Annotated in this window: 19 protein-coding genes; 9 read left to right on the forward strand and 10 right to left on the reverse strand. The window is 64.6% G+C overall.

Features of this window, described 5'->3' with window-relative positions; translation table 11 throughout:
• The first annotated feature begins 216 nt into the window (after positions 1 to 216).
• Complete coding sequence (locus RPC_RS24185) at positions 217 to 888, forward strand: response regulator (protein WP_011475220.1); 672 nt, start codon at positions 217 to 219, stop codon at positions 886 to 888.
• A gap of 219 nt (positions 889 to 1,107) precedes the next feature.
• Here RPC_RS24185 and RPC_RS24190 read toward each other — a convergent pair whose 3' ends face one another.
• From RPC_RS24190 to RPC_RS24205, 4 genes are all read right to left on the reverse strand, one after another.
• Positions 1,108 to 4,617: a PAS domain-containing hybrid sensor histidine kinase/response regulator gene (locus RPC_RS24190; protein ID WP_011475221.1), complete on the reverse strand. Its 3,510-nt coding sequence runs from the start codon at positions 4,615 to 4,617 to the stop codon at positions 1,108 to 1,110.
• Between the two features lie 148 nt (positions 4,618 to 4,765).
• Positions 4,766 to 5,995 carry a 5-aminolevulinate synthase gene (gene hemA / locus RPC_RS24195; protein ID WP_011475222.1) on the reverse strand — a complete coding sequence of 410 codons (1,230 nt, stop codon included), beginning with the start codon at positions 5,993 to 5,995 and terminating at the stop codon, positions 4,766 to 4,768.
• Positions 5,996 to 6,190: 195 nt separating this feature from the next.
• A complete protein-coding gene (locus tag RPC_RS24200; protein ID WP_011475223.1) occupies positions 6,191 to 7,255 on the reverse strand; it encodes an MBL fold metallo-hydrolase in 1,065 nt (354 codons plus the stop codon).
• Between the two features lie 229 nt (positions 7,256 to 7,484).
• The gene (locus RPC_RS24205; RefSeq protein ID WP_041802243.1) at positions 7,485 to 8,177 is read right to left on the reverse strand and encodes an outer membrane protein; all 693 of its coding nucleotides are present in this window, start codon (positions 8,175 to 8,177) and stop codon (positions 7,485 to 7,487) included.
• Between the two features lie 370 nt (positions 8,178 to 8,547).
• Between RPC_RS24205 and RPC_RS24210 the strand changes: the two genes are divergently transcribed.
• The 7 genes from RPC_RS24210 (at position 8,548) to RPC_RS24240 (ending at position 13,812) form a co-directional block, all read left to right on the forward strand.
• Entirely contained in the window at positions 8,548 to 8,736 is a 189-nt protein-coding gene (locus RPC_RS24210; protein ID WP_011475225.1) for a hypothetical protein, read from the forward strand.
• A gap of 1 nt (position 8,737) precedes the next feature.
• Positions 8,738 to 9,496: a metal ABC transporter ATP-binding protein gene (locus tag RPC_RS24215; RefSeq protein WP_011475226.1), complete on the forward strand. Its 759-nt coding sequence runs from the start codon at positions 8,738 to 8,740 to the stop codon at positions 9,494 to 9,496.
• Between the two features lie 9 nt (positions 9,497 to 9,505).
• On the forward strand, positions 9,506 to 10,375 hold the full coding sequence (locus tag RPC_RS24220; RefSeq protein ID WP_041803274.1) for a metal ABC transporter permease: 870 nt from the start codon (positions 9,506 to 9,508) through the stop codon (positions 10,373 to 10,375).
• Between the two features lie 11 nt (positions 10,376 to 10,386).
• Positions 10,387 to 11,271 (forward strand): metal ABC transporter substrate-binding protein, encoded by an 885-nt coding sequence (locus RPC_RS24225; protein ID WP_011475228.1) that lies wholly within the window; start codon positions 10,387 to 10,389, stop codon positions 11,269 to 11,271.
• Positions 11,272 to 11,322: 51 nt separating this feature from the next.
• Positions 11,323 to 12,375 (forward strand): CobW family GTP-binding protein, encoded by a 1,053-nt coding sequence (locus RPC_RS24230; protein WP_011475229.1) that lies wholly within the window; start codon positions 11,323 to 11,325, stop codon positions 12,373 to 12,375.
• Positions 12,375 to 13,394 (forward strand): WD40 repeat domain-containing protein, encoded by a 1,020-nt coding sequence (locus tag RPC_RS24235; protein WP_041803275.1) that lies wholly within the window; start codon positions 12,375 to 12,377, stop codon positions 13,392 to 13,394. The genes RPC_RS24230 and RPC_RS24235 overlap by 1 nt, the downstream gene beginning before the upstream one ends.
• Positions 13,395 to 13,482: 88 nt before the next feature.
• Complete coding sequence (locus tag RPC_RS24240; RefSeq protein ID WP_011475231.1) at positions 13,483 to 13,812, forward strand: hypothetical protein; 330 nt, start codon at positions 13,483 to 13,485, stop codon at positions 13,810 to 13,812.
• 175 nt (positions 13,813 to 13,987) lie between these two features.
• Here the strand turns inward: RPC_RS24240 and RPC_RS24245 are convergent, their stop codons facing one another.
• The 6 genes from RPC_RS24245 to RPC_RS24270 all read right to left on the reverse strand — a co-directional run bounded on the left by RPC_RS24245 (position 13,988) and on the right by RPC_RS24270 (position 19,336).
• On the reverse strand, positions 13,988 to 15,424 hold the full coding sequence (locus RPC_RS24245; protein WP_011475232.1) for a homospermidine synthase: 1,437 nt from the start codon (positions 15,422 to 15,424) through the stop codon (positions 13,988 to 13,990).
• A 72-nt stretch (positions 15,425 to 15,496) separates the two neighbouring features.
• Positions 15,497 to 15,886 carry a RidA family protein gene (locus tag RPC_RS24250; RefSeq protein WP_011475233.1) on the reverse strand — a complete coding sequence of 130 codons (390 nt, stop codon included), beginning with the start codon at positions 15,884 to 15,886 and terminating at the stop codon, positions 15,497 to 15,499.
• A 266-nt stretch (positions 15,887 to 16,152) separates the two neighbouring features.
• Positions 16,153 to 16,338, reverse strand: coding sequence for a hypothetical protein (locus tag RPC_RS24255; protein ID WP_041802244.1), 186 nt, complete (start codon positions 16,336 to 16,338; stop codon positions 16,153 to 16,155).
• Positions 16,338 to 16,931: a GNAT family N-acetyltransferase gene (locus RPC_RS24260; RefSeq protein WP_011475234.1), complete on the reverse strand. Its 594-nt coding sequence runs from the start codon at positions 16,929 to 16,931 to the stop codon at positions 16,338 to 16,340. Before RPC_RS24260 ends, RPC_RS24255 begins: the two co-directional genes overlap by 1 nt.
• 296 nt (positions 16,932 to 17,227) lie before the next feature.
• Positions 17,228 to 18,370: a type III PLP-dependent enzyme gene (locus RPC_RS24265; protein ID WP_011475235.1), complete on the reverse strand. Its 1,143-nt coding sequence runs from the start codon at positions 18,368 to 18,370 to the stop codon at positions 17,228 to 17,230.
• Between the two features lie 684 nt (positions 18,371 to 19,054).
• Positions 19,055 to 19,336: a hypothetical protein gene (locus RPC_RS24270; RefSeq protein WP_011475236.1), complete on the reverse strand. Its 282-nt coding sequence runs from the start codon at positions 19,334 to 19,336 to the stop codon at positions 19,055 to 19,057.
• A gap of 137 nt (positions 19,337 to 19,473) precedes the next feature.
• Between RPC_RS24270 and RPC_RS24275 the strand changes: the two genes are divergently transcribed.
• Positions 19,474 to 21,564: a M3 family metallopeptidase gene (locus RPC_RS24275; RefSeq protein WP_011475237.1), complete on the forward strand. Its 2,091-nt coding sequence runs from the start codon at positions 19,474 to 19,476 to the stop codon at positions 21,562 to 21,564.
• Positions 21,565 to 21,582 lie beyond the last annotated feature (18 nt).

Raw genomic sequence — 21,582 nt, forward strand, 5'->3', positions numbered from 1 at the left:
TCGCCCAATAAGACTTTCGGCCTGCTGCACCGCCATCGAAAGTTGTGATGCAGTGCAACAGATTCCGCGCTGCAGACGCGAACATCGACCGGCGCGTTAAGCGTAGAAAATTGTTTGCTTGCCAGACGTCTGCGGTCAGGCGAGAATTGCACAAATGTGATTTTCCCCGCGTCTTGCGTGCGGGACGAGCGCAGTTCCCAACCGCCGTCAGAGTAAATGACCCCCACACCCAGCACGCACCTCATCATTGCCGATGATCATCCGCTATTTCGTGACGCCCTGCGGCACGCGGTCGCAAGCGTCGTCCCCACCGCCAAGATCGGCGAGGCCGGAACCTTCGAGGAACTGACGGCGATCCTAGAACAGGAGGCCGATGTCGATCTGGTCCTTTTGGATCTGTCGATGCCGGGAATCAGCGGATTTTCCGGACTGATCTACTTGCGGGCGCAGTATCCGGCGATTCCGGTGGTGGTGGTCTCGGCCAGCGACGACGTCGGCACCATCCGCCGCTCGCTGGATTTCGGAGCCTCCGGCTTCGTGCCGAAGCGCTTCGGGGTGGAGAAGCTGAAGGACGCGATCCAGAAGGTGCTGGATGGAGACGTCTGGGTTCCGCCGGACATCGACCTCAACGCCGCCTCCGATCCGGAAATGACCAAGCTGCGCGACCGGCTGATCACGCTGACCCCGCAGCAGGTCCGGGTGCTGATGATGCTGTCGGAAGGGCTGCTCAACAAGCAGATCGCCTACGAGCTCGGCGTCTCGGAAGCCACCATCAAGGCCCACGTCTCGGCGATTTTGCAGAAGCTCGGCGTCGAAAGCCGGACCCAGGCGGTGATCGCCGCCGCCAAGATCTCCGGCAGCCAATGGCGCCAGGACACCCCGCAGTAATCGGCCGGCTGAATTCTCAGTTCGTTTAACGCAAAGACACCCTCCCCCACGTCATTCCGGGGCGCGAACCGCTTTGCGGCGAGCGAACCCGGAATCCTGCCGCAGGCAAGTGGCGGCCCGTGTGGCGAGATTCCGGGTTCGCTCGAGCTTGCGCTCTCGCGCCCCGGAATGACGGGGGTGAATGGCGGTTAAGGTCCAAAGCGAGCTTGATCGCCGGCGCTATTCCGCGGCGGCAACGTTCTGCTGCGCGCGCCATTGCCCGAGCAGCGCGCGCAGCGACGCCGCCTTCACCGGCTTGTTCAGCACCGAGATATTATCGTCGCGCGCCGCCGCCCGGACCCGTGGGCTGCGATCGGCGGTGATCAGGATCGCCGGAATCTCCTCGCCGAAGCGGTGGCGGATATCCCGGATCCCGGCGATGCCGTTGCCACGATCGAGATGATAATCGACCAGAAGACCGGTGACCGGCCGCCCGGCGGACTCGATCGCCTTGATGGCGGCTTCCGGATCGGCCACCGCGATGACGCTTGCGCCCCAGGTGGTGAGCAGCGTCTTCATGCCGTCGAGGATCGCCGGATCATTTTCGATACAGGCCACCAGGATCCCGGCCATCGACGCCCGCGACAGCGGCGTGGCGCTGGTCACCGCGGCGGTGTGATTGACCATGTTGGCGATCTGCACCGTGACCGAGAAGAACGAGCCGCCGCTCTTGTTGGAATCGATCGCGATGCCGTGGTTCAGCACCCGCGCCAGCCGCTCGACGATCGAGAGCCCAAGGCCCAGCCCGCGGGCGATCCGCGCGCCCTGCTCCAGCCTGTGGAATTCCTTGAAGATTTCGCCGCGCTTGAGAATCGGGATGCCGACGCCGGTATCGTAGATGCCGATCTGCAGCGACTGGCCGCGACGCCGGCAGCCCACCAACACCTTGCCCTGCGGGGTGTATTTGATGGCGTTGGAGATCAGATTCTGCATCAGCCGGCGCAACAGCAGCCGGTCGGACTCCACCGGCAGCAGGCACGGCACGAAGGTCAGCTTCAGCCCCTTGGCCCGGGCGATCGGCGCGAATTCGATTTCCAGCGAGCGCATCAGATCGCCGATCACGAAGCTGGACAGCGAAGGGGTCATCGCACCGGCGTCGAGCCGCGAGATATCCAGCAGCGCGCCGATGATCTCCTCGATCGCCTCCAGCGATTCGTCGATGTTCTCCACCAGCTTGGCGTCGTCGCCGCCGCTCTGGCGTTCGACCAGGCTGGTGACATAGAGCCGCGCGGCATTGAGCGGCTGCAGGATGTCGTGGCTGGCGGCGGCGAGGAACCGGGTCTTGGAGATATTGGCCTCTTCCGCCGTGCTCTTGGCCAAGGCCAGCGCCGAATTCAGCCTTGTCAGTTCCTCGGTGCGGTCGCGCACCCGCTTTTCCAGCGTGGCGTTGGCCCGCTCCAGCGCCTCGGCGGCCTCGAAGCTCGGGGTGACGTCGGAGAAAGTGATCACCAGGCCGCCGTCGGGCATCCGGTTGGCGCGGACCTCGATCACCAGATGGCGATCCTGCATCCGCTCGATATAGGGCGCGCCCTCGGTGGTATAGGCGGCCAGCCGGATTTGCGTCTGCATGTCGCTGTCGCCGAAGCCGGGCGCGCTGAGCGAGAGGAATTCCAGGATCTCGGTGAGCGGAATGCCGATCTGCACGATATGCGGCGGCAGCCCGAGGATGTCGCCGAACTGCCGGTTCGAGCAGATCAGCTGCAAATCCGGATTGAACACCGCGATGCCCTGGCGGACGTGGTTGAGCGCGGTCTGCAGGATCTCGCGGTTGAAATGCAGCGCGGCGTGGGAATCGTCGAGCAGCTTCAGCGCCGCTTCCGCCGACACCGTGCGCTTGCGCAACAACAGCGACAGCACCAGCCGCGACGACGCCGCGCCGATCGACGATGCGATCAGGTGCTCGGCATGCTGCAGCAATTCGAAATCCGCCGGCGCCGCCGGGTCGATGTTGATCCGGCGGCTGGCGGCGAAAGTTCGAAACGCTTCGCGGGCCCGCTCCGGCCCGAGATATTGCGCGACCGCGCCGAGAATGTCCTGCACCGTCACCGTCGTGCGCCAGCGCCGAAACGCCGGCGCCATCGGCTTCAGCGCCGCCGGCACGAACACCGCGGCTTGCAGCCGTTCGATCGAGGACGGCTGCTTCCACAGCGACAGCACCACATAGGCCAGGATGTTGAGCGACAGGCTCCACAGCACGCCGTGCAGCAGCGGCGGCAGATCGGCGCCGAACAGCGCCCGCGGCCGCAGCGCTTCGATGCCGAATGGGCCGTGCTGCAGCAACAGCACGCCTGCGGTGTTGCCGTCGAGGAAGCTCGGCATGAACAGCGTATAGGCCCAGACCGCGAAGCCGATCAGCATGCCGCCGATGGCGCCGCGCGCGGTCGCCCGGCGCCAGATCAACCCGCCGAAAAACGCCGGCGCGAACTGCGCGATGGCGGCGAACGACAACAGCCCGATCGCCGCCAGCTGGGTATTGCCGAGCGCGCGGAAATACAGATAGGCCATGATCAGGATGGCGAAGATCGCCACCCGGCGGACCGTGAGCAGGAACGAACCGTAGCTGCGCTCGTCGTCGCGCGGGGTGACGCCGCGTTTCAGCACCAGCGGCATCACCAGGTCGTTGGACACCATCACCGCCAACGCCACGCATTCGACGATCACCATCGCGGTCGCCGCCGACAGCCCGCCGATGAACACCGCGACGCTGAGATAGGGCGCGTTGGCCTCCAGCGGCAACGCCAGCACGTACATGTCGCTGTCGACCGCGCCGAACGGGAAACTGATCAATCCGGCCAGCGCGATCGGAATCACGAACAGATTGATCGCGATCAGATACAGCGGGAACAGCCAGCGGGCGCGGCTGACCTCGGCGCTACTGGAATTCTCCACCACGCTGACGTGAAATTGCCGCGGCAGCAGCATGATGGCGCAGAACGACAGCAGCACCATGGTGAGGAAATTGCCGCTGGACGGCACGTAGTCGATGGCGCGGACCGCCTCCGGGGTCTTCATCGCCCGTTCGATCAGCTCGTGCGGGCTGAACATCCAGAAGGTGACGAAGGCACCCGCGGCAATGAAAGCAACCAGCTTGACGATGGATTCGGTGGCAACCGCGAGCATCAAGCCGTGCTGATGTTCGGTGGCGTTAGTCTGCCTGGTGCCGAACAGCACCGCGAACAGCGCCATGGTCAGCGCCACGATCAGCGCGATGTCGCCGGCGACCGGCATGCTCGACATCACTTGGTCGTCGCCCAGGATGGTCTGCAGCGAGGACGCCACCGCTTTCAGCTGCAGCGCGATATAGGGCACCGAGCCGACGATGGCGATGATTGCCACGGTGGCCGCCACCGCCTGGCTCTTGCCGTAGCGCGCGGCGATGAAATCGGCGATCGAGGTGATGTTCTGAGATTTGGCGAGATCGATCACCCGGCGCAGCAGCGGCGCGCCGAACGCCACCATCAGGATCGGGCCGATATAGATCGCCAGGAAATCGACGCTAAAGCGGCTGGCGACGCCGACCGAGCCGAAGAACGTCCACGAGGTGCAGTAGATCGCCAGCGACAGCGGGTAGATCAGGGTGCCGAACCGCTGGCGTTGCGCCTGCGAGAGGCGATCGCCGTAGCTGGCGACCAGGAACAGAAAGCCGATATAGCCGAACGCGGCCGCGATCACGCCCCAATCGTGCAGCATCGCGTTGCTCCCTCCGGAGGACGTCGGCCCGCCAAGGCACCGCCTCGGCCGCGCCGATGATATCTAGCGCGTCAGGCCAGCGGCGGCGACAGGCATTTTCGCCTGCCGCAGCTGCGGACGTCGGGAAAGGTAAACGCTGCGCGACGACCTATTCGGCCGCCATCGACTTGGCGCCGAGCGGCAGGTCGAGCTGCTCCCACACCATCACCAGCGCTTCGGCCAGGCGGTCGATCAGCCCGTCGTCATGGTAGGGCGACGGCGTGATACGCAGCCGTTCCTTGCCCTTGGCAACGGTCGGATAGTTGATCGGCTGCAGATAGATGCCGTGCTCTTCGATCAGAATATCGCAGGCCTTCTTGCAGCGCTCGGCGTCGCCGACGAACACCGGCACGATATGGGTGTCGGTCGGCATCACCGGCAGGCCGGCGGCGCTGAGGATCGCCTTGACGCGCGCGGCGCGGTCCTGATGGCGCTCGCGCTCCCAGCTCGAGGTCTTCAGGTGCTTGATTGCGGCGGTCGCAGCGGCGCAGATCGCCGGTGGCAAGGCGGTGGTGAAGATGAAGCCGGGGGCGTAGGAGCGCACCGCGTCCACTACCTTGGCACTGCCGGCGATGTAGCCGCCGAGGCAACCAAAGGCCTTGGCCAGCGTGCCTTCCAGAATGTCGATGCGGTGCATCACGCCGTCGCGCTCGGCAACGCCGGCGCCGCGCGGACCGTACATGCCGACCGCATGGACTTCGTCGCAATAGGTCATGGCGCCGTATTTCTCGGCGAGATCGCAGATCTTCGCCATCGGCGCGACGTCGCCGTCCATCGAATACAGGCTCTCGAAGGCGATCAGTTTCGGCCGCTCGGGACCGGCGGTCTTCAACAGCTCTTCCAGATGGGCGACATCGTTATGGCGCCAGACCACGCGCTCGCAGCCGGACTGCCGGATGCCCTCGATCATCGAATTATGGTTGAGCGCGTCTGACAGGATCAGGCAGTTCGGAATCAGCTTGGTCAGCGTCGAAATGCCGGTCTGGTTGGAAACGTAGCCCGAGGTGAACAGCAGCGCGGCTTCCTTGCCGTGCAGGTCGGCCAACTCGAGTTCCAACTGCACCAGCGGATGATGGGTGCCGGCGATATTACGGGTGCCGCCGGCGCCGGTGCCGAGCCGCGTCGCGGTCTCGACCATCGCGCCGACCACCTTCGGGTGCTGTCCCATCCCGAGGTAATCGTTGGAACACCAGATCACGACATCGCGGGGACCGCCGGGTGAATGCCAAACCGCGTGCGGGAATCGGCCGGCGACTCGCTCGAGATCGGCAAATACGCGATAGCGACGTTCATCATGTAGACGATCAAGGGCGTCACCGAAAAACTGTTCGTAATTCATCACAATGAGACCTGATGCGGGACATAGGCGACCTAGCGTCGCACTTGTATTCTTAGAGCGCTTCCACGATTGCTGTCGAGCCGAAAAGGCTGCTCGGGAATGCACACTTCGACCAAGGGGCTGTCCTAGTCGCGGGACAAAACTTGACCCATATCAATGCAGTAGCAGGTATTATTTGCCTTGCCTATCGGGCGATCAGACGCTCTTGAAGCGCAACAGACCGTCTCGCCGTTCGATCACCTTTAGCCGATTTTCCGCCAGCATATGGTTGACGTGCGCGATCAATTCACCGGCCGCAAAGCCGGTCTGATGCGCATCCAAGACGTGCTTGTTGAACACCACCGGCACCAGATCGGCGGAGGTCATCGCGGTCTTGCGGCAGGCTTGCGCGATAAGATCGCAGCGTTCCTGGTGATGCTCGGACAATTGCGCGATCCGGACTTTGACGCCGTAGAACGGCACGCCGTGTCCCGGCAGCGCCAAGACGTCGTCCGGCAGCGTCTCGGCGAGGCTCTTCAACGAACGCAAATAGGCGCCGAGCGCGTTTTCGTCGGGCTCATGGGCCCAGACGCTCACATTGGGCGAGATCTTGCTCAGCACCTGATCGGCCGACAGGAACAGCTTGTCCGCGGCGCAATACAGCATCACCTGGTCCGGCGAATGGCCGGCGCCGGTGATGATCCGGAAGCTGCGGGAGCCGATCGCGATCTCGTCGCCATGCGACAACCTGCGATACGCCGCCGGCATGGCGGCGGTCTTCTTCAGATAGTCCTGTCCGCGACCGACCAGCTGCATGGCGATTGAATCGTCCATGCCGTGGCGGCGGAAAAACCGCAACGAGTTCTGCACTCGTTCTTCGGTTCTGCGATTCTGATGATAGACGCCTTGCAGATATTCGATCTGCGACATGTAGAACGGGCATTGGAACCGCTCCACCAGCCATCCGGCGAGGCCGAGATGATCCGGATGGGCGTGGGTCACGATCACCCGGCTGATCTTCGCCTTGGCGAGCGGTCCTGCAAACAGCGCGGTCCAGGCCTCGATCGTCGACTCATTGCCGAACCCGGTGTCCACCACCGCCCAGCCTTTGCCGTCGGCCAGCAGGTAGATGTTCACGTGGTTGAGACGAAACGGCAGCTTGAGCCGCAGCCACAGCACACCGGGCGCGACTTCGACCACCTGGTCTGCACCGGGATGGCTTTCCCAGGGGTAGCGCAGGGCGTCGACCGACTCTGGGATAGGCTCAGTTTTTGAATGCATTCTCTTGGATCGCGGTTTCTCCCGTCACCGGCTTAGCGGTGCAACGCCGGCTGCGCCAGCCGAAACTCGCTCTCTTGCTGGCACCGCGACGCGGCCGGCAGCATGGGAGCCATGCATTCGGCCAGAAAAAGGCCGATCTGCCGCGATGCGGAATGTCACAACAAAAAGGGCCGGCGCGAGGCCGACCCTTTCCGTCTGTTCGATCCGGTGAAGGATCGATGAGTTCAGATCAATACTTGGCGACGACCGGGCCACCCCAGTTGAAGCGGTAGTTCAGGCCGGCCTTGACGACGTGCTCGTCGTTCTTGAACGAGAAGCCGCCGAAATCGACGTTGCCGAAGTCATAGTACTGATATTCGACCTTGCCCGACCAGTTCTGGGCGAACAGGTATTCCAAGCCGGCACCGACGGTGTAACCGTCGCTCTTGCTGGAGACAGCAGCACCAACGCCACCCAAGGTGACAGTGGTGTCGTAGTCGGCGAAGGCATAACCGCCCTTGGCGTACAGCAGCGCCGGACCCCAGGTGTAGCCGATGCGGCCGGTGACCGAGCCGAGGCCCTTCTGCTTGTCGCTGAACGAGTAGGGGCCGACGAGAACCGGATCGGTGCCCTGATCGAGCCAGCTGTACTGAGCTTCAACACCGAGCACCCAGTTCGGGGCGAACTGATAGTCGTAGCCGCCCTGCACACCGCCGAGGAACGTGCCGTCGCTGCTGCGGGTCGCGCCGGTGCCGATGCTGTCGTCGCCAACGAAGGCGCCGCCGACGTGACCGCCGATGTAGAAGCCGGTCCAGTTGTAGATCGGGGCCGCGACGTAGGCCGGGGCCTTGGTGTAGGTGCGGGCGCCGAGGTCGGCGGCAAGTGCCGGCACCGTCGTTGCCATGGCGACGAGGGCCACGGTACCAAGCAGGAACTTCTTCATAGTGTGTTTCTCCAGAATTTCACTTGCAGAGGAGCCGTCCTTGGCTCCGTCCCAGAAATGCATAAACGCCTTTGTCTAAAAATGCTGTCACCCATCCGCCACAGTGGAATTCGAAGTAACCTCATGCGGGGCCACGAAATTTCGTGCTTAATGGAGCCCTAAACAAACCTTAATGATGCCTTAATTGCGATAGATCGGGAACGCCTTGGAACCGGGCATTAACTAGCTTTGCCTGCTAGGCGGGCAACTGTATTCGGGTCTGCTTTTTTGACCAATTTTGTCCCCTCATCAGGCTTTTCGGCGACGCCGGCTTTGCATCCTGTAATGTTATAATGTAACATGCGGACGCTTCGCCGCTGAAAGGTTCCTGATGACGCCCCCGCAACCGCACGACCATCTCCATCTTGATACCGGTGGCCACCATCACGCGGCGATCATGCCGCATCCGTCGCAGTCGCCGCCGTGGTCGATCCTGCGCATGACGGTGGTGTCGCGACTCGGCATTGCGCTCGCCGTCAGCGCGCTGCTGTGGGCCTTCGTGCTGCTGGCGATGCGCTAGCATGGCTGCGCAGCTCTCCTTTCATAACGTCACGCTGGGTTACGATCGTCATCCGGCGGTGCACCACCTTGACGGCGAAGTCGCGCCAGGCGCGCTGCTGGCGGTGGTCGGACCGAACGGTGCCGGCAAATCGACGCTGTTTCGCGGCATCGTCGGCATTCTCAAGCCGCTCACCGGCTCGATCAATCTCGGCGGCCTCGATGTCCGCGATATCGCTTATCTGCCGCAGATTGCCGATATCGACCGCAGCTTTCCGATCTCGGTATTCGACTTCGTCGGCACCGGACTGTGGCGACACACCGGGATGTTCGGCGGTCTCGGCCGGCGCGAGCGCGATGTCATCATTCATGCGCTGGCAACGGTCGGCCTCAGCGGCTTCGAAAACCGCACCATCGGCACGCTGTCGGGCGGCCAGATGCAGCGCATCCTGTTTGCCCGTGTGCTGTTGCAGGATGCCCGCGTGATCGTGCTCGACGAGCCATTCAACGCCATCGACGCCAAGACCTCGGCCGATCTCGTCGGCCTGGTGCGACACTGGCACGATGAGCGGCGCACCGTATTGGCGGCGCTGCACGACATGGACCTTGTGCAGGCGCATTTCCCCGAGACCCTGCTGCTGGCGCGCGGCGCGGTGGCCTGGGGAGCGACCCCGCAGGTGCTGACGGCGGACAATCTCGGCAAGGCGCGGCGGATGTGCGAGGCGTTCGACGACACCGCGGCGCCCTGCGCCGACGCGGCCCCGCATCCCGAGGCCGCCTGACCCATGGACATGCTGTATCAGGCGTTGATCGCGCCGTTCTTGGAGTTCGAATTCATGCGCCGGGCTCTGGCCGGCGTGTTGTCGCTGGCGCTGGGGGGCGCCCCGATCGGCGTCTTCATGATGTTGCGGCGGATGTCGCTGGCCGGCGACGCCATGGCGCACGCCATCCTGCCCGGCGCCGCAGTCGGCTTCCTGCTGTCCGGCCTCAATCTGTTCGCGATGACGTTCGGCGGACTGATCGCCGGCTTCGCTGTGGCGATCCTGTCCGGCGTGGTGTCGCGGGCGACGGAATTGAAGGAAGACGCCTCGCTGGCGACCTTCTATCTGGTCTCGCTGGCGCTCGGCGTCACCATCGTGTCGATCAAGGGCAGCAACATCGACCTGTTGCACGTGCTGTTCGGCAACATCCTGGCGATGGACGACCAGACCCTCTTGGTGATCGCCTTCAACGCTACGCTGACGCTGCTGGTGTTGGCGCTGATCTTCCGTCCGCTGGTGATCGAATGCGTCGATCCGGTGTTCCTGCGTAGCGTCAGCCGGGCCGGCGGCCCGGCGCATCTGATCTTTATGGCGCTCGTGGTGATCAATCTGGTCAACGGCTTCCATGCGCTCGGCACGCTCTTGGCGGTCGGGCTGATGATCCTGCCCGCGGGAATCGCCCGGTTCTGGTCGCGCGACATCACCGGGATGATCTGCATCGCGGTCGCCAGCGCCATGGCCTCCGGCTACGCCGGACTGGTGCTGTCGTTCCAAACCAAAGTGCCATCGGGCCCGGCGATCATCCTGATGGCGGCACTGCTTTATGTCGTCTCGGTGCTGTTCGGCTCTGCCGGCGGCATCCTCCGGCGGCTGTTTCCCGGCCGTCACCTCGAAGCCTGATTGGAGAAACCATGCGACGCTTTTGGCAAACCGCGAGTCTCGTCTTCACCGCCCTCACCGCGGCAATCCCCGCCGCTCATGCCCAGGACCGCATCGACGTGGTCGCCAGCTTCTCGATCCTGGCGGATTTCGTCCGCAACGTCGGCGGCGATCGGGTTCAGGTCGCCACCCTAGTGGGCCCCGGCGGCGACGCTCATGTTTATACGCCGACGCCCGCGGATGCGAAGAAGATCACCGCCGCCAAGCTGGTGATCATCAACGGCCTCGGCTTCGAGGGCTGGCTGCCGCGCCTGGTGAAATCGTCGGGCGGCAAGGCGCAGGTCGCCACCGCCACCACTGGCATCACACCGCGCAAGCTCGAAGGCCACGCCGATCCGCACGCCTGGCAGTCGGTCCCGAATGCTAAGATCTACGTCGCCAACATCCGCGACGCCTTGAGCGGCGCCGATCCCGCCGGCGCCGACACCTACCGCGCCAACGCCGAGAGCTATCTCGCCAAACTCGACGCGCTGGACGGCGAGATTCGCGCCGCGGTGGCGAAAATCCCGAGCGAGCGGCGCAAGGTGATCTCCACCCACGACGCCTTCGGCTACTTCGCCGAGGCCTATGGCATCGCCTTCATCGCCCCGCAGGGGGTCTCCACCGAATCCGAGATCAGCGCCAAGGACATCGCCCGCATCATCAAACAGGTGAAGGCGGAAAAGCTGCCGGCGGTGTTCCTGGAGAGCATCAGCGACCCGCGGCTGATGCGCCGGATCGCAGCCGAGACCGGCGCCAAGGTCGGCGGCTCGCTGTATTCCGACAGTCTGACCGACGAAAAGGGCGAGGCCCCCACTTACATTGATATGGTCAGGTACAATATAAAGACGCTGACGAGCGCGCTGACCACCGAGTAAGGGACTGCCCTGGCTCCGGCGCGACTCAACCAGAATCCCGCCGGAGTCATGATGTCTGAAACGACCGCTGCAAAAATTCCCGTCACCGTGCTGACCGGCTATCTCGGCGCCGGCAAGACCACCCTCCTCAACCGCATCCTGTCGGAGAACCACGGCAAGAAATACGCGGTGATCGTCAACGAATTCGGCGAAATCGGCATCGACAACGACCTGATCATCGGCGCCGACGAAGAAGTGTTCGAGATGAACAACGGCTGCATCTGCTGCACCGTGCGCGGCGATCTGGTGCGCATCCTCGGCGGGCTGATGAAGCGCAAAGGCAAGTTCGACGCCATCATCGTCGAGACGACTGGATTGGCCGATCCGGCGCCGGTGGCGCAGACTTTTTTCGTCGACGAGGACGTGATGGCGAGTTCGCGGCTCGACGCCGTGGTGACGGTGGCCGACGCCAAATGGCTCAGCGAACGGCTGAAGGACGCGCCTGAAGCGAAGAATCAGATCGCCTTCGCCGACGTCATCGTGCTGAACAAGACCGACCTGGTCAGCAAGGCCGAACTCGCCGAAGTCGAAGCGCGGATCCGCGCCATCAACCCCTACGCCAAGCTGCACCGCACCGAGCGCTGCCAGGTCGCGCTCGCCGACGTGCTGGAGCGCGGCGCCTTCGACCTCGACCGCATCCTCGAGATCGAACCGCAGTTTCTCGAAGCCGGCGACGATCACGACCATGATCACCACGATCACGATCAGCACCACCATGCTCACGATCATGGTCATAACCATGGCGGCCTGAAGCACTATCACGACGAGGACATGCAATCGCTGGCGCTGAAGAGCGACAAGCCGGTCGATCCCGCCAAGTTCATGCCGTGGCTGCAGCAACTGATCGCCGCCGAGGGCGGCAAGATCCTGCGCTCCAAAGGCATTCTCTCTTTCACCGGCGACGACGACCGCTACGTGTTTCAGGGCGTGCACATGATGCTGGAAGGCGATCATCAGCGCGCCTGGAAGGACGGCGAAGCACGGCAAAGCCGGCTCGTCTTCATCGGTCGCGACCTGCCCGAGCAGGTGATCCGCGACGGCTTCGAACAATGCATCGCCGCGTGATGGACGAGTTCGACCCGGCCGGACCGGCAGACTCCATCGCCTCGGTCACCGACCGGGTGCGTAGCATCGACCTCGGCGGGCCGGCGAGTGCCGCATATTTTCTCGGCACCACGCTGGTGGTCGTCGGCGCCGAGGAAACCGTGACGCTGCTCGACGCCGCCGGCGAAAGCTCGCGCGTCGAGGTGAGTAGTGGTGCGATTCTCAGCGCCGCCAGCGACGGCAAGCGGGTGGTGATCGGCGCCGACGACGGCAAATTGAGCGCGCTCGACGCTTGTGGCAAACTTCAGGCACTCGCCAACGACCCGAAACGACGCTGGATCGACAATGTGGCGCTACATCCCGACGGCGCGATCGCCTGGTCGGCCGGTAAATTCGCCTTTGTGCGGAGCCCGAAGGGCGAGGAGAAATTTTTCGAGGTGCCCTCCACGGTCGGCGGCCTCGCCTTCGCCCCGAAGGGCATGCGGCTCGCGATCGCGCATTACAACGGCGTGACGCTGTGGTTCCCCAACATGGCGGCGAACGCCGAAATGCTGGAATGGGCCGGCTCGCATCTCGGCGTGGTGTTCAGCCCGGACAACAAATTTCTGGTCACCACCATGCACGAGCCGGCGATGCACGGCTGGCGGCTCGCCGATCAGCAGCACATGCGGATGAGCGGCTATCCCGGACGGGTGCGCTCGATCTCCTGGACCGCCGGCGGCAAGGGTCTCGCGACTTCCGGCGCCGACAGCGTGATCATCTGGCCGTTCGCCGCCAAGGACGGACCGATGGGCAAGCAGCCGGCGATGCTGGCACCGTTGCAGGCGCGGGTTTCGGCGGTGGCCTGCCATCCGAAGCAGGACTTGCTCGCCGCTGGCTATAGCGACGGCACCGTCTTGATGGTGCGGATCACCGACGGCGCGGAAATATTGGTGCGCCGCAACGGCAAGGGCGCGGTGACGGCCTTGGCCTGGAGCGGCAATGGCGCGACATTGGGATTCGCCGCCGACGACGGCGAGGCAGGGCTGCTGACGCTGTAGCCTGCTGAAGCTGTGGACCCGGAGCGCTTCGGCGCCCGGAACTTTGCTATTGGTCGGTCGTTGTTCCCGCACATCCGAGTGCAGGCTCATGACGAAACTCGAAAGGACACGCGCCTTGAAACGAGATTTAGCTCTCGCCGGACTGATGGTTGCGGCGGGACTGACGATCTCCGCGGTGTCGTTCGCGGAATTGGCGAGCCAGCCCAATGTGGCGCAGGCCACGCCGCCGCTGCAGTCGACGCCGGGTGCCGAGACCAAGCCGACCGCACCCGACGAGCCCGGCACTACCGGGAGCCGCCCGCACGAGGTCGCGCCGCAGCCGGCGCGGCCCGATGCCGAGGCGATCGACGCCGGCGCCAAGCCGGCGTTGCCGCCGGCCCCGGCCGAGAAAGTCGGCGATCCGATTCCAACGAAGTAATCAATCGAACTGACTGCTGCACGTGCCCCGGACGCAGCGCGCCGCGTAAGCGGCGTGATGCGAGCCGGGGCCGTTACGCGGACGGCGCTTGTCGCGTGCTGGCTTTGGAACGGTCCCGGCTCGCGGGGCAGCGCAAAGAGCGCTGCCCCGCGTCCGGGATACAAGCTGAGCGAACTCAGCGAACCAGCACGTTGCGGAACTGCCACGGATCGGTGGCGTCGATGTCTTCCGGGAACAGGCCGGGGCGATCGCTGAGCGGAGTCCAATCGGTGTAGAAGCCTTTCACCGGGCCGAGATACGGCGTCTGCACTTCGAGGCAGCGGCGGAAGTCCAATTCGTCGGCTTCGACGATGCCGGCATTGGGATTTTCCAGCGCCCACACCATGCCGGCGAGCACCGCCGACGACACCTGCATGCCGGTGGCGTTCTGATACGGGCAGACCTCGCGGGTTTCCTCGATCGAGAGCTGCGAGCCGTACCAATAGGCGTTCTTGGCGTGGCCATAGACCAGCACGCCCAACTCGTCGATGCCGTCCTCGATCTCGTTCTCGTCCAGAATGTGCCACTTCGGCTGCATCTTGCCGGTGGCGCCGAACATTTCGTGCAACGACAACACCGCGTCGTTGGCCGGGTGATAGGCGTAGTGGCAGGTCGGGCGGTACACCACGTTCTGGCCGTCGCGCACGGTCAAGTAGTCGGCAATCGAGATCGACTCGTTGTGGGTGACCAGGAAGCCGTATTGCGCACCGGGGGTCGGGCACCAGGAGCGAACCCGGGTGTTGGCGCCGGGCTGCAGCAGATAGATCGCCGCACCGCAGCCTTCGGTGTGGGTGCGGCCGTTGTCCGGCATCCATTTCTCATGGGTGCCCCAGCCGAGCTCGGCCGGCTGCAAGCCTTCGGAAACGAAGCCTTCGACCGACCAGGTGTTGACGAACACGTTCATCGGCTTCGGCTTCTTCGAGCGCTGGGTGTCACGCTCGGCGATGTGGATGCCCTTGACGCCGAGCTTCTGCGCCAATTGCCCCCAGCCTTCGCGGCTCTTCGGCTCGTTGATCTCGGTGCCGGTGTCTTTCGCGATGTCGAGCAGCGCCTGCTTGACGAACCACGACACCATGCCGGGATTGGCGCCGCAGGTGGAGACCGCGGTGGTGGCGCCTTCGCCGGCCTTGGCCTTGGCGGCGAGCAGGGTCTCGCGCAGCGCGTAGTTGGAGCGCTTCTCCGGGCCGGCGCTCTTGTCGAAATAGAAGCCCAGCCACGGCTCGACCACGGTGTCGATATAGAGCGCGCCGATTTCCTGGCACATCGTCATGATGTCGACCGAGCCGGTGTCGACCGACAGGTTGACGCAGAAGCCCTGGCCGCCGCCTTCGGTCAAAAGCGGGATCAGCAATTCGCGGAAATTGTCCTTGGTCACCGCCGAGCTGATGAAGCGCACGCCATGCTTCTTCGCCAGTTCGCCGTCCTCGTGCGGATCGATGATGACGAAGCGCTGCTTGTCATATTCGAAATGCCGCTCGATCAAAGGCAGCGTGCCTTTGCCGATCGAGCCGAAGCCGATCATCACGATGGGGCCGGAAATCTTGGCGTGGATTGTGGCGGCGGGGGCGGGCATCGGCGAAATCTCCAGGACTAACTTGGCGGCGACGCGATCGTCGCCGCGCGGGATTGGGGAAGGTGTTGAGGCTCAGGCCGAGCGGCGCTTGGCGGTGACTTCGATCTCGATCTTCATCTCCGGCTTGAACAGCGCCGCAACCGTGACGATGGTGCAGGCCGGACGGATCTCGCTGAGATGCTCGCCGCACACCGCGAACACCGCATCGGCGTCCTTGGGGTCGGTGATGTAGTAGGTCGCCCGCACCAGATCGGCCAGCGCGAAGCCGGCTTCGACCAGCACGCCTTCAATGGTCTTGAACGCATTCTGTGTCTGCGCGGTGACGCCCTCCGGCAGCGTCATGGTGGCGTAGTCGAAGCCGGTGGTGCCGGAGACGAAGGCGAAATCGCCGTCGACCACGGCGCGGCTGTAGCCGGCGGTCTTCTCGAACGGCGATCCGGTGGAAATCAGGCGGCGGGACATGTCAGGAACCTTGCAACAGGGCGGGATGGGTTGGGGTCAGGCAATGCCGCGTCTCGCCCGCCAAATCAAGCCGGAGAACTGGCTAATCGTGGGTTTTCGGGGCCACCGCCGATCGAACGACGTCAACGGCAATTGCGTTCGTCATGGCGCGGGGGGCCTGCGACGAAGGCAACCCAGGGCTCCATGGGCAGCCCCCGGATTGCTTCGCTGCTTGGTGGTGCCGCGCGCCGGCGGTTCACCGCGACTCAAACCACGGCTTTTGCCGGTCAGGACGGGTCCGACACCGCCGCCGATCGCCGCCGCGCCAGCACGTCGATGACGATCTTGATCGCGATCATGATCAAGATGATTGTGGTGATCGCCGGCCGTGTTTCGCGGCGGCTGCGCGCAGCGAGACGCTCGCAATACATCTCGCCGCCGATCGGCCGCATGGCATCAGCATCCCAGGCCATCACGCGGCCCGCCGCAATTGCCGACGACCGGCGCGCGCCGGCTTGGCGATGTCGTCCGGCCGGCCGGTCGGCACGATCAGGCCGATCGCGCCGTCCAACGCGCCGGCGCGCAGCTCCAGGCCGAGCAGCCGATGGCGCTCGAACGGTCCCGGCAGCGATAGCGCCTCGGCGACCGCGCGGCTGAAGCCGAAACGGACGTAATACGGCTCGTCGCCGAGCAGGATCACCGCACCATGGCCGAGCGCCTTGGCGGCTTCGAGCGCGTGCTGCATCAACGCAGCGCCAATGCCGAGCGCGCGCACCGAGGGATCGACCGCCAGCGGGCCGAGTACCAGCGCGGGCCGGCCGCCGGCATCGACGTGCCACAGCCGCACCGTGCCGACCAGGCGGCCGAGATGCATCGCCGAAAGGGCGAGGCCTTCGGCGGGGCGACGTCCGTCGCGCAGCCGTTGGCAGGTGCGGGCGTTGCGGCTCGCGCCGAAGCAGGCGTCGAGCAGCGCTTCGCGCGCCGCGACATCGGCCGCGCGCTCGGCGCGGATCGAGACGGTGGCTTCATGGGCCTGTGAAACAGCAAGCGTGGTCGATGCGGTCATGGCGGTCAGTCCCCACCCCGGGAACGCGTTTGAAAAGCGGGGAATCCGCTGAGCATGCGATTTGGAAGGCGCCAACGATGGGCGAGCGACTTCGTTCCCGCAGCACAGGGTCCCGCCTCGCCAACGCGGCGCGGCGTGTTGTCATCCAGATGGAAGGTGACGGGATGGGAGCCGGCACACCGGCTCCCGATTCTCTTGCTCCCTCCCCCGTTGACGGGGGAGGGCTGGGGTGGGGCGAAACGATTAGTTCCCCCACCCGACCTCCCCCGCAAGCGAGGGAGGAGAAGACGACGGCCTTAGATGTGGTAGGTCCGCAACGGCGGGAAACCGTTGAAGGCCACCGACGAGTAGGTCGACGTATAGGCGCCGGTGCCTTCGATCAGCAGCTTGTCGCCGATCTCGAGCGTCACCGGAAGCGGATACGGCAGCTTCTCGTACATCACGTCGGCCGAGTCGCAGGTCGGGCCGGCGAGCACGCAGGGCGTCATCTCCGCGCCGTCATGGCGCGACTTGATCGCGTAGCGGATCGACTCGTCCATCGTCTCGGCGAGACCGCCGAACTTGCCGATGTCGAGATAGACCCAGCGCGTATCGTCGTCGTCGCTCTTGGTGGAGATCAGAACGACTTCGGTCTCGATCACGCCGGCGTTGCCGACCATGCCGCGGCCCGGCTCGATGATGGTCTCCGGAATCGCGTTGCCGAAGTGCTTGCGCAGCGCCCGGAAGATCGAGCGGCCGTACTGCACCACCGCCGGCACTTCCTTCAGGTACTTGGTCGGGAAGCCGCCGCCCATGTTGACCATCGAGAGATTAATGCCGCGCTCGGCGCAGTCACGGAACACCGACGACGCCATCGCCAGCGCGCGATCCCACGCCTTCACCTTGCGCTGCTGCGAGCCGACATGGAACGAGATGCCATAGGCTTCCAGGCCGAGACGCTTGGCGAGGTCGAGCACGTCGACCGCCATCTCCGGATCGCAGCCGAACTTGCGCGACAGCGGCCACTCGGCGCCGGCGCAATCATAAAGAATGCGGCAGAACACCTTGGCGCCGGGCGCGGCACGGGCGATCTTCTCGACTTCCGCGGTGCAATCCACCGAGAACAGCCGAATCCCGAGCGCGAAGGCGCGGCCGATGTCGCGTTCCTTCTTGATGGTGTTGCCGAACGAGATGCGGTCGGGCGTGGCGCCGGCATCCAGCGCCATCTGGATCTCCTGCACCGAGGCGCAGTCGAAGCACGAGCCCATCGAGGCCAAGAGCGACAGCACTTCCGGCGCCGGATTGGCCTTCACCGCGTAAAACACCCGGCTGTCGGGCAACGCCTTGGCAAAGCTCTGGAAGTTGTCGCGCACGACGTCGAGATCGACGACCAGGCACGGTTCGACGTCCTGACCTTCGTTGCGGCGGGCGCGGAGGAATTCCTGGATACGTTCGGTCATAGCACTCTCCCAGCCGCCCAGCGATGGGCGGACTCAAAACGGATCTCGGATCAAAGCGCTTCGGCCACGTCGCGCGATGGAAGCGCAGCGTGGAAAACACTCAGACCGAACTGTTCTGCCGTGGATTGGTTGGGAGTGATCCCGCCCGCACACCTGGCAATGAAGGACAAGCCTCTTCGGTAATCGCGCCGGCTGGTGGAAAGCCGGCAGAGACCAAAAAAGCCCGATCCGTCGTTGCTTTAAGTCGCGTCCCTCGTTGAGAGCGAGGTGCGCCGGTTCGCCTCCGGCTGCCAGTCACGGTTGCAAGGGGTAAAGTCACCTTCAACGGCATCCCTTGAGAGAGATGCTGGCCGCTGATCTTGCGATCACCGACCCTCGGCTTCTTTATCCCTTGGCGGCTGTCCGGCCTCTTGTCCGGATACCTACCGACTGACACACGACCACAGGCACGTGCGAAATTGGGCAAGACCGGAGATAGGTGCTTTAGTCCGGCTTCGCAAGATTTTTTTTGGCTTAACGCGAAATTTCCCCGACACGGCGGACGAGCGTTGCGCGCGCGCAACGAAACTCACCTCGAACATGAACGGATGTTCAAAGTACTTAACGTGTCATGAAGGAAAGTCCGCGCCCGGCAAGGGTTTCTCGCATCGCAGCGGGTCGCGCGGCGATCAGTCGCGCGGGCTGCTAAGCGCGCCGGGTGAACGGCTCGACGTGGTGGGCGTGGCGGACAAACGCCACCATCACCACGACGCCGATCACGAACAGCACCACCTGCACGATATGCGCGGCGGTGTCGTTGAGGCCGAACAGGATGGCGAGCGCCCAGCCGCCGGCGAACGCCGCGCCGAACACCTCGGCGCCGATCAAAATCGCGGCACTGATCACCGTGACCACGGTCGGCCAGATGATCCGGCGGGGGCCTTGAGGAGCCTGGCGGGGGCCTTTGGAAGCGGGCTGCTTGCTCATCGGGGAAGATCCTGTTTGCGGCGGCAATCTCTCTGAAAAAGCCCGCTGCGGCAAGCCGCAAACGCGCATCAAGGCTCAAAAAAGCCTGATCCCGTGTTATATGTCGCAGGCTCCTTTCCTCGAAGCAGGACCTCTCGATGCCAGACTCCTCGGTCGCGACGGCCAATTCCGAACGGCTCGACAATCCCTTGTTGCAGGCCTGGCGGACGCCGTTCGAGACCCCGCCGTTCGCAGAGATCGCGCCGGAACACTTCCTGCCGGCGTTCGAGCAGGCCTTCGACGACCACACCGCCGAGATCGCCGCGATCACCGACGATCCCTCGGCGCCCGACTTCGCCAACACCATCACCGCGCTGGAGCGCTCCGGCCGGCTTTTGAACCGGGTCGCCGCGGTGTTCTACGATCTGGTGTCGGCGCATTCCAACCCGGCGCTGCTCGCGATCGACACCGAAGTGTCGCAGCGGATGGCGCGGCACTGGAATCCGATCATGATGAACGCCGCGCTGTTCGGCCGGATCGCGCTGCTTTACGGGCTGCGGTCCAGGCTCAAGCTGTCCGGCGAAGAGCTGCGGCTGTTGGAGCGCACCTACACCCGCTTCCATCGCTCCGGCGCCGGGCTCGACGCCAAGGCCAAGGCGCGGATGGCCGAGATCAACGAGCGGCTGGCCAACCTCGGCACCGCATTCAGCCATCATCTGCTCGGCGACGAGCAGGACTGGACCCTGGAGCTCGGCGACAACGATTATGACGGGCTGTCCGACAGCTTCGTCGCCGCCGCCAAGGCGGCGGCTGCCGAGCGCGGACGGCCCGGCAAGGCGGTGGTGACGCTGTCGCGCTCCTCGGTCGAGCCGTTCCTGAAGAGCTCATCCCGGCGTGATTTGCGCGAAAAGGTCTACAAGGCGTTCACCGCGCGCGGCAACAACGGCAACGCCAACGACAACAACGCGGCGATCACCGAGATCCTGCAGCTGCGCGAAGAGACCGCCAAGCTGCTCGGCTTCGCCAGCTTCGCCGAATATCGGCTGGAAGATTCCATGGCTAAGACGCCGCAGGCAGTGCGCGGGCTGCTGGAACGGGTGTGGCGGCCGGCGCGCGCCCGGGCGCTGGCGGATCGCGACGCGCTGCAGGCGCTGATCGCGGAGGAAGGCGGCAATTTCGCGCTGGCAGCCTGGGACTGGCGCTATTACGCCGAGAAGCTCAGGCAGCGCCGCGCCAATTTCGACGACGCCGCGATCAAGCCGTATCTTTCGCTCGACAATATGATCGCCGCCGCCTTCGACACCGCAACCAAGCTGTTCGGCGTCACGTTCAACGAGCGCAACGACATCCCGGTCTGGCATCCCGACGTCCGGGTCTGGGAGGTGTTCGATCCCGCAGGCACCCACAAGGGGCTGTTCTACGGCGATTACTATGCCCGCCCCTCGAAGCGCTCCGGCGCCTGGATGACCTCGCTGCGCGACCAGCAGAAGCTCGATGGCAACGTCGCGCCGCTGATCATCAACGTCTGCAACTTCGCCAAGGGTTCGAACGGCGAACCGGCGCTGCTGTCGCCGGACGACGCCCGCACTTTGTTCCACGAATTCGGCCACGGCCTGCACGGCATGCTGTCCGACGTGGTGTATCCGTCGCTGTCCGGCACCGCGGTGTTCACCGATTTCGTCGAATTGCCGTCGCAGCTCTACGAGCACTGGCAGGAACAGCCGCAGGTGCTGCGGCAATTCGCGACGCATTACCAGACCGGCGAGCCGCTGCCCGACGATCTGTTGCGGCGCTTCCTCGCCGCGCGAAAATTCAACCAGGGCTTCGCCACCGTGGAATTCGTCTCTTCGGCGCTGATCGATCTCGAATTCCATACCCAGCCGGCTTCGGCGATCGGCGACATCGCCGAGTTCGAGCGCCGCGAATTGCAAAAGATCGGCATGCCGGAGGAAATCGCGATGCGGCACCGGCCGACGCAGTTCGGCCACATCTTCTCCGGCGACCATTATGCCTCGGGCTATTACAGCTACATGTGGAGCGAAGTGATGGACGCCGACGCGTTCGGCGCGTTCGAGGAGGCCGGCGACATCTTCGATTCCGCGGTGGCCAAGCGGCTGCAGGACGATATCTACGCCGCGGGCGGCTCCCGCGATCCGGAGCACGCCTATATCGCGTTCCGCGGACGACCGCCCGAGCCCGACGCGCTGCTGCGCCGCCGCGGCCTGCTCGATGTGCCCGAGGCGGCGTAAAGTGGCCGACGACGTCAA

The sequence above is a fragment of the Rhodopseudomonas palustris BisB18 genome (assembly GCF_000013745.1).
Taxonomy (GTDB): domain Bacteria; phylum Pseudomonadota; class Alphaproteobacteria; order Rhizobiales; family Xanthobacteraceae; genus Rhodopseudomonas_A; species Rhodopseudomonas_A palustris_F.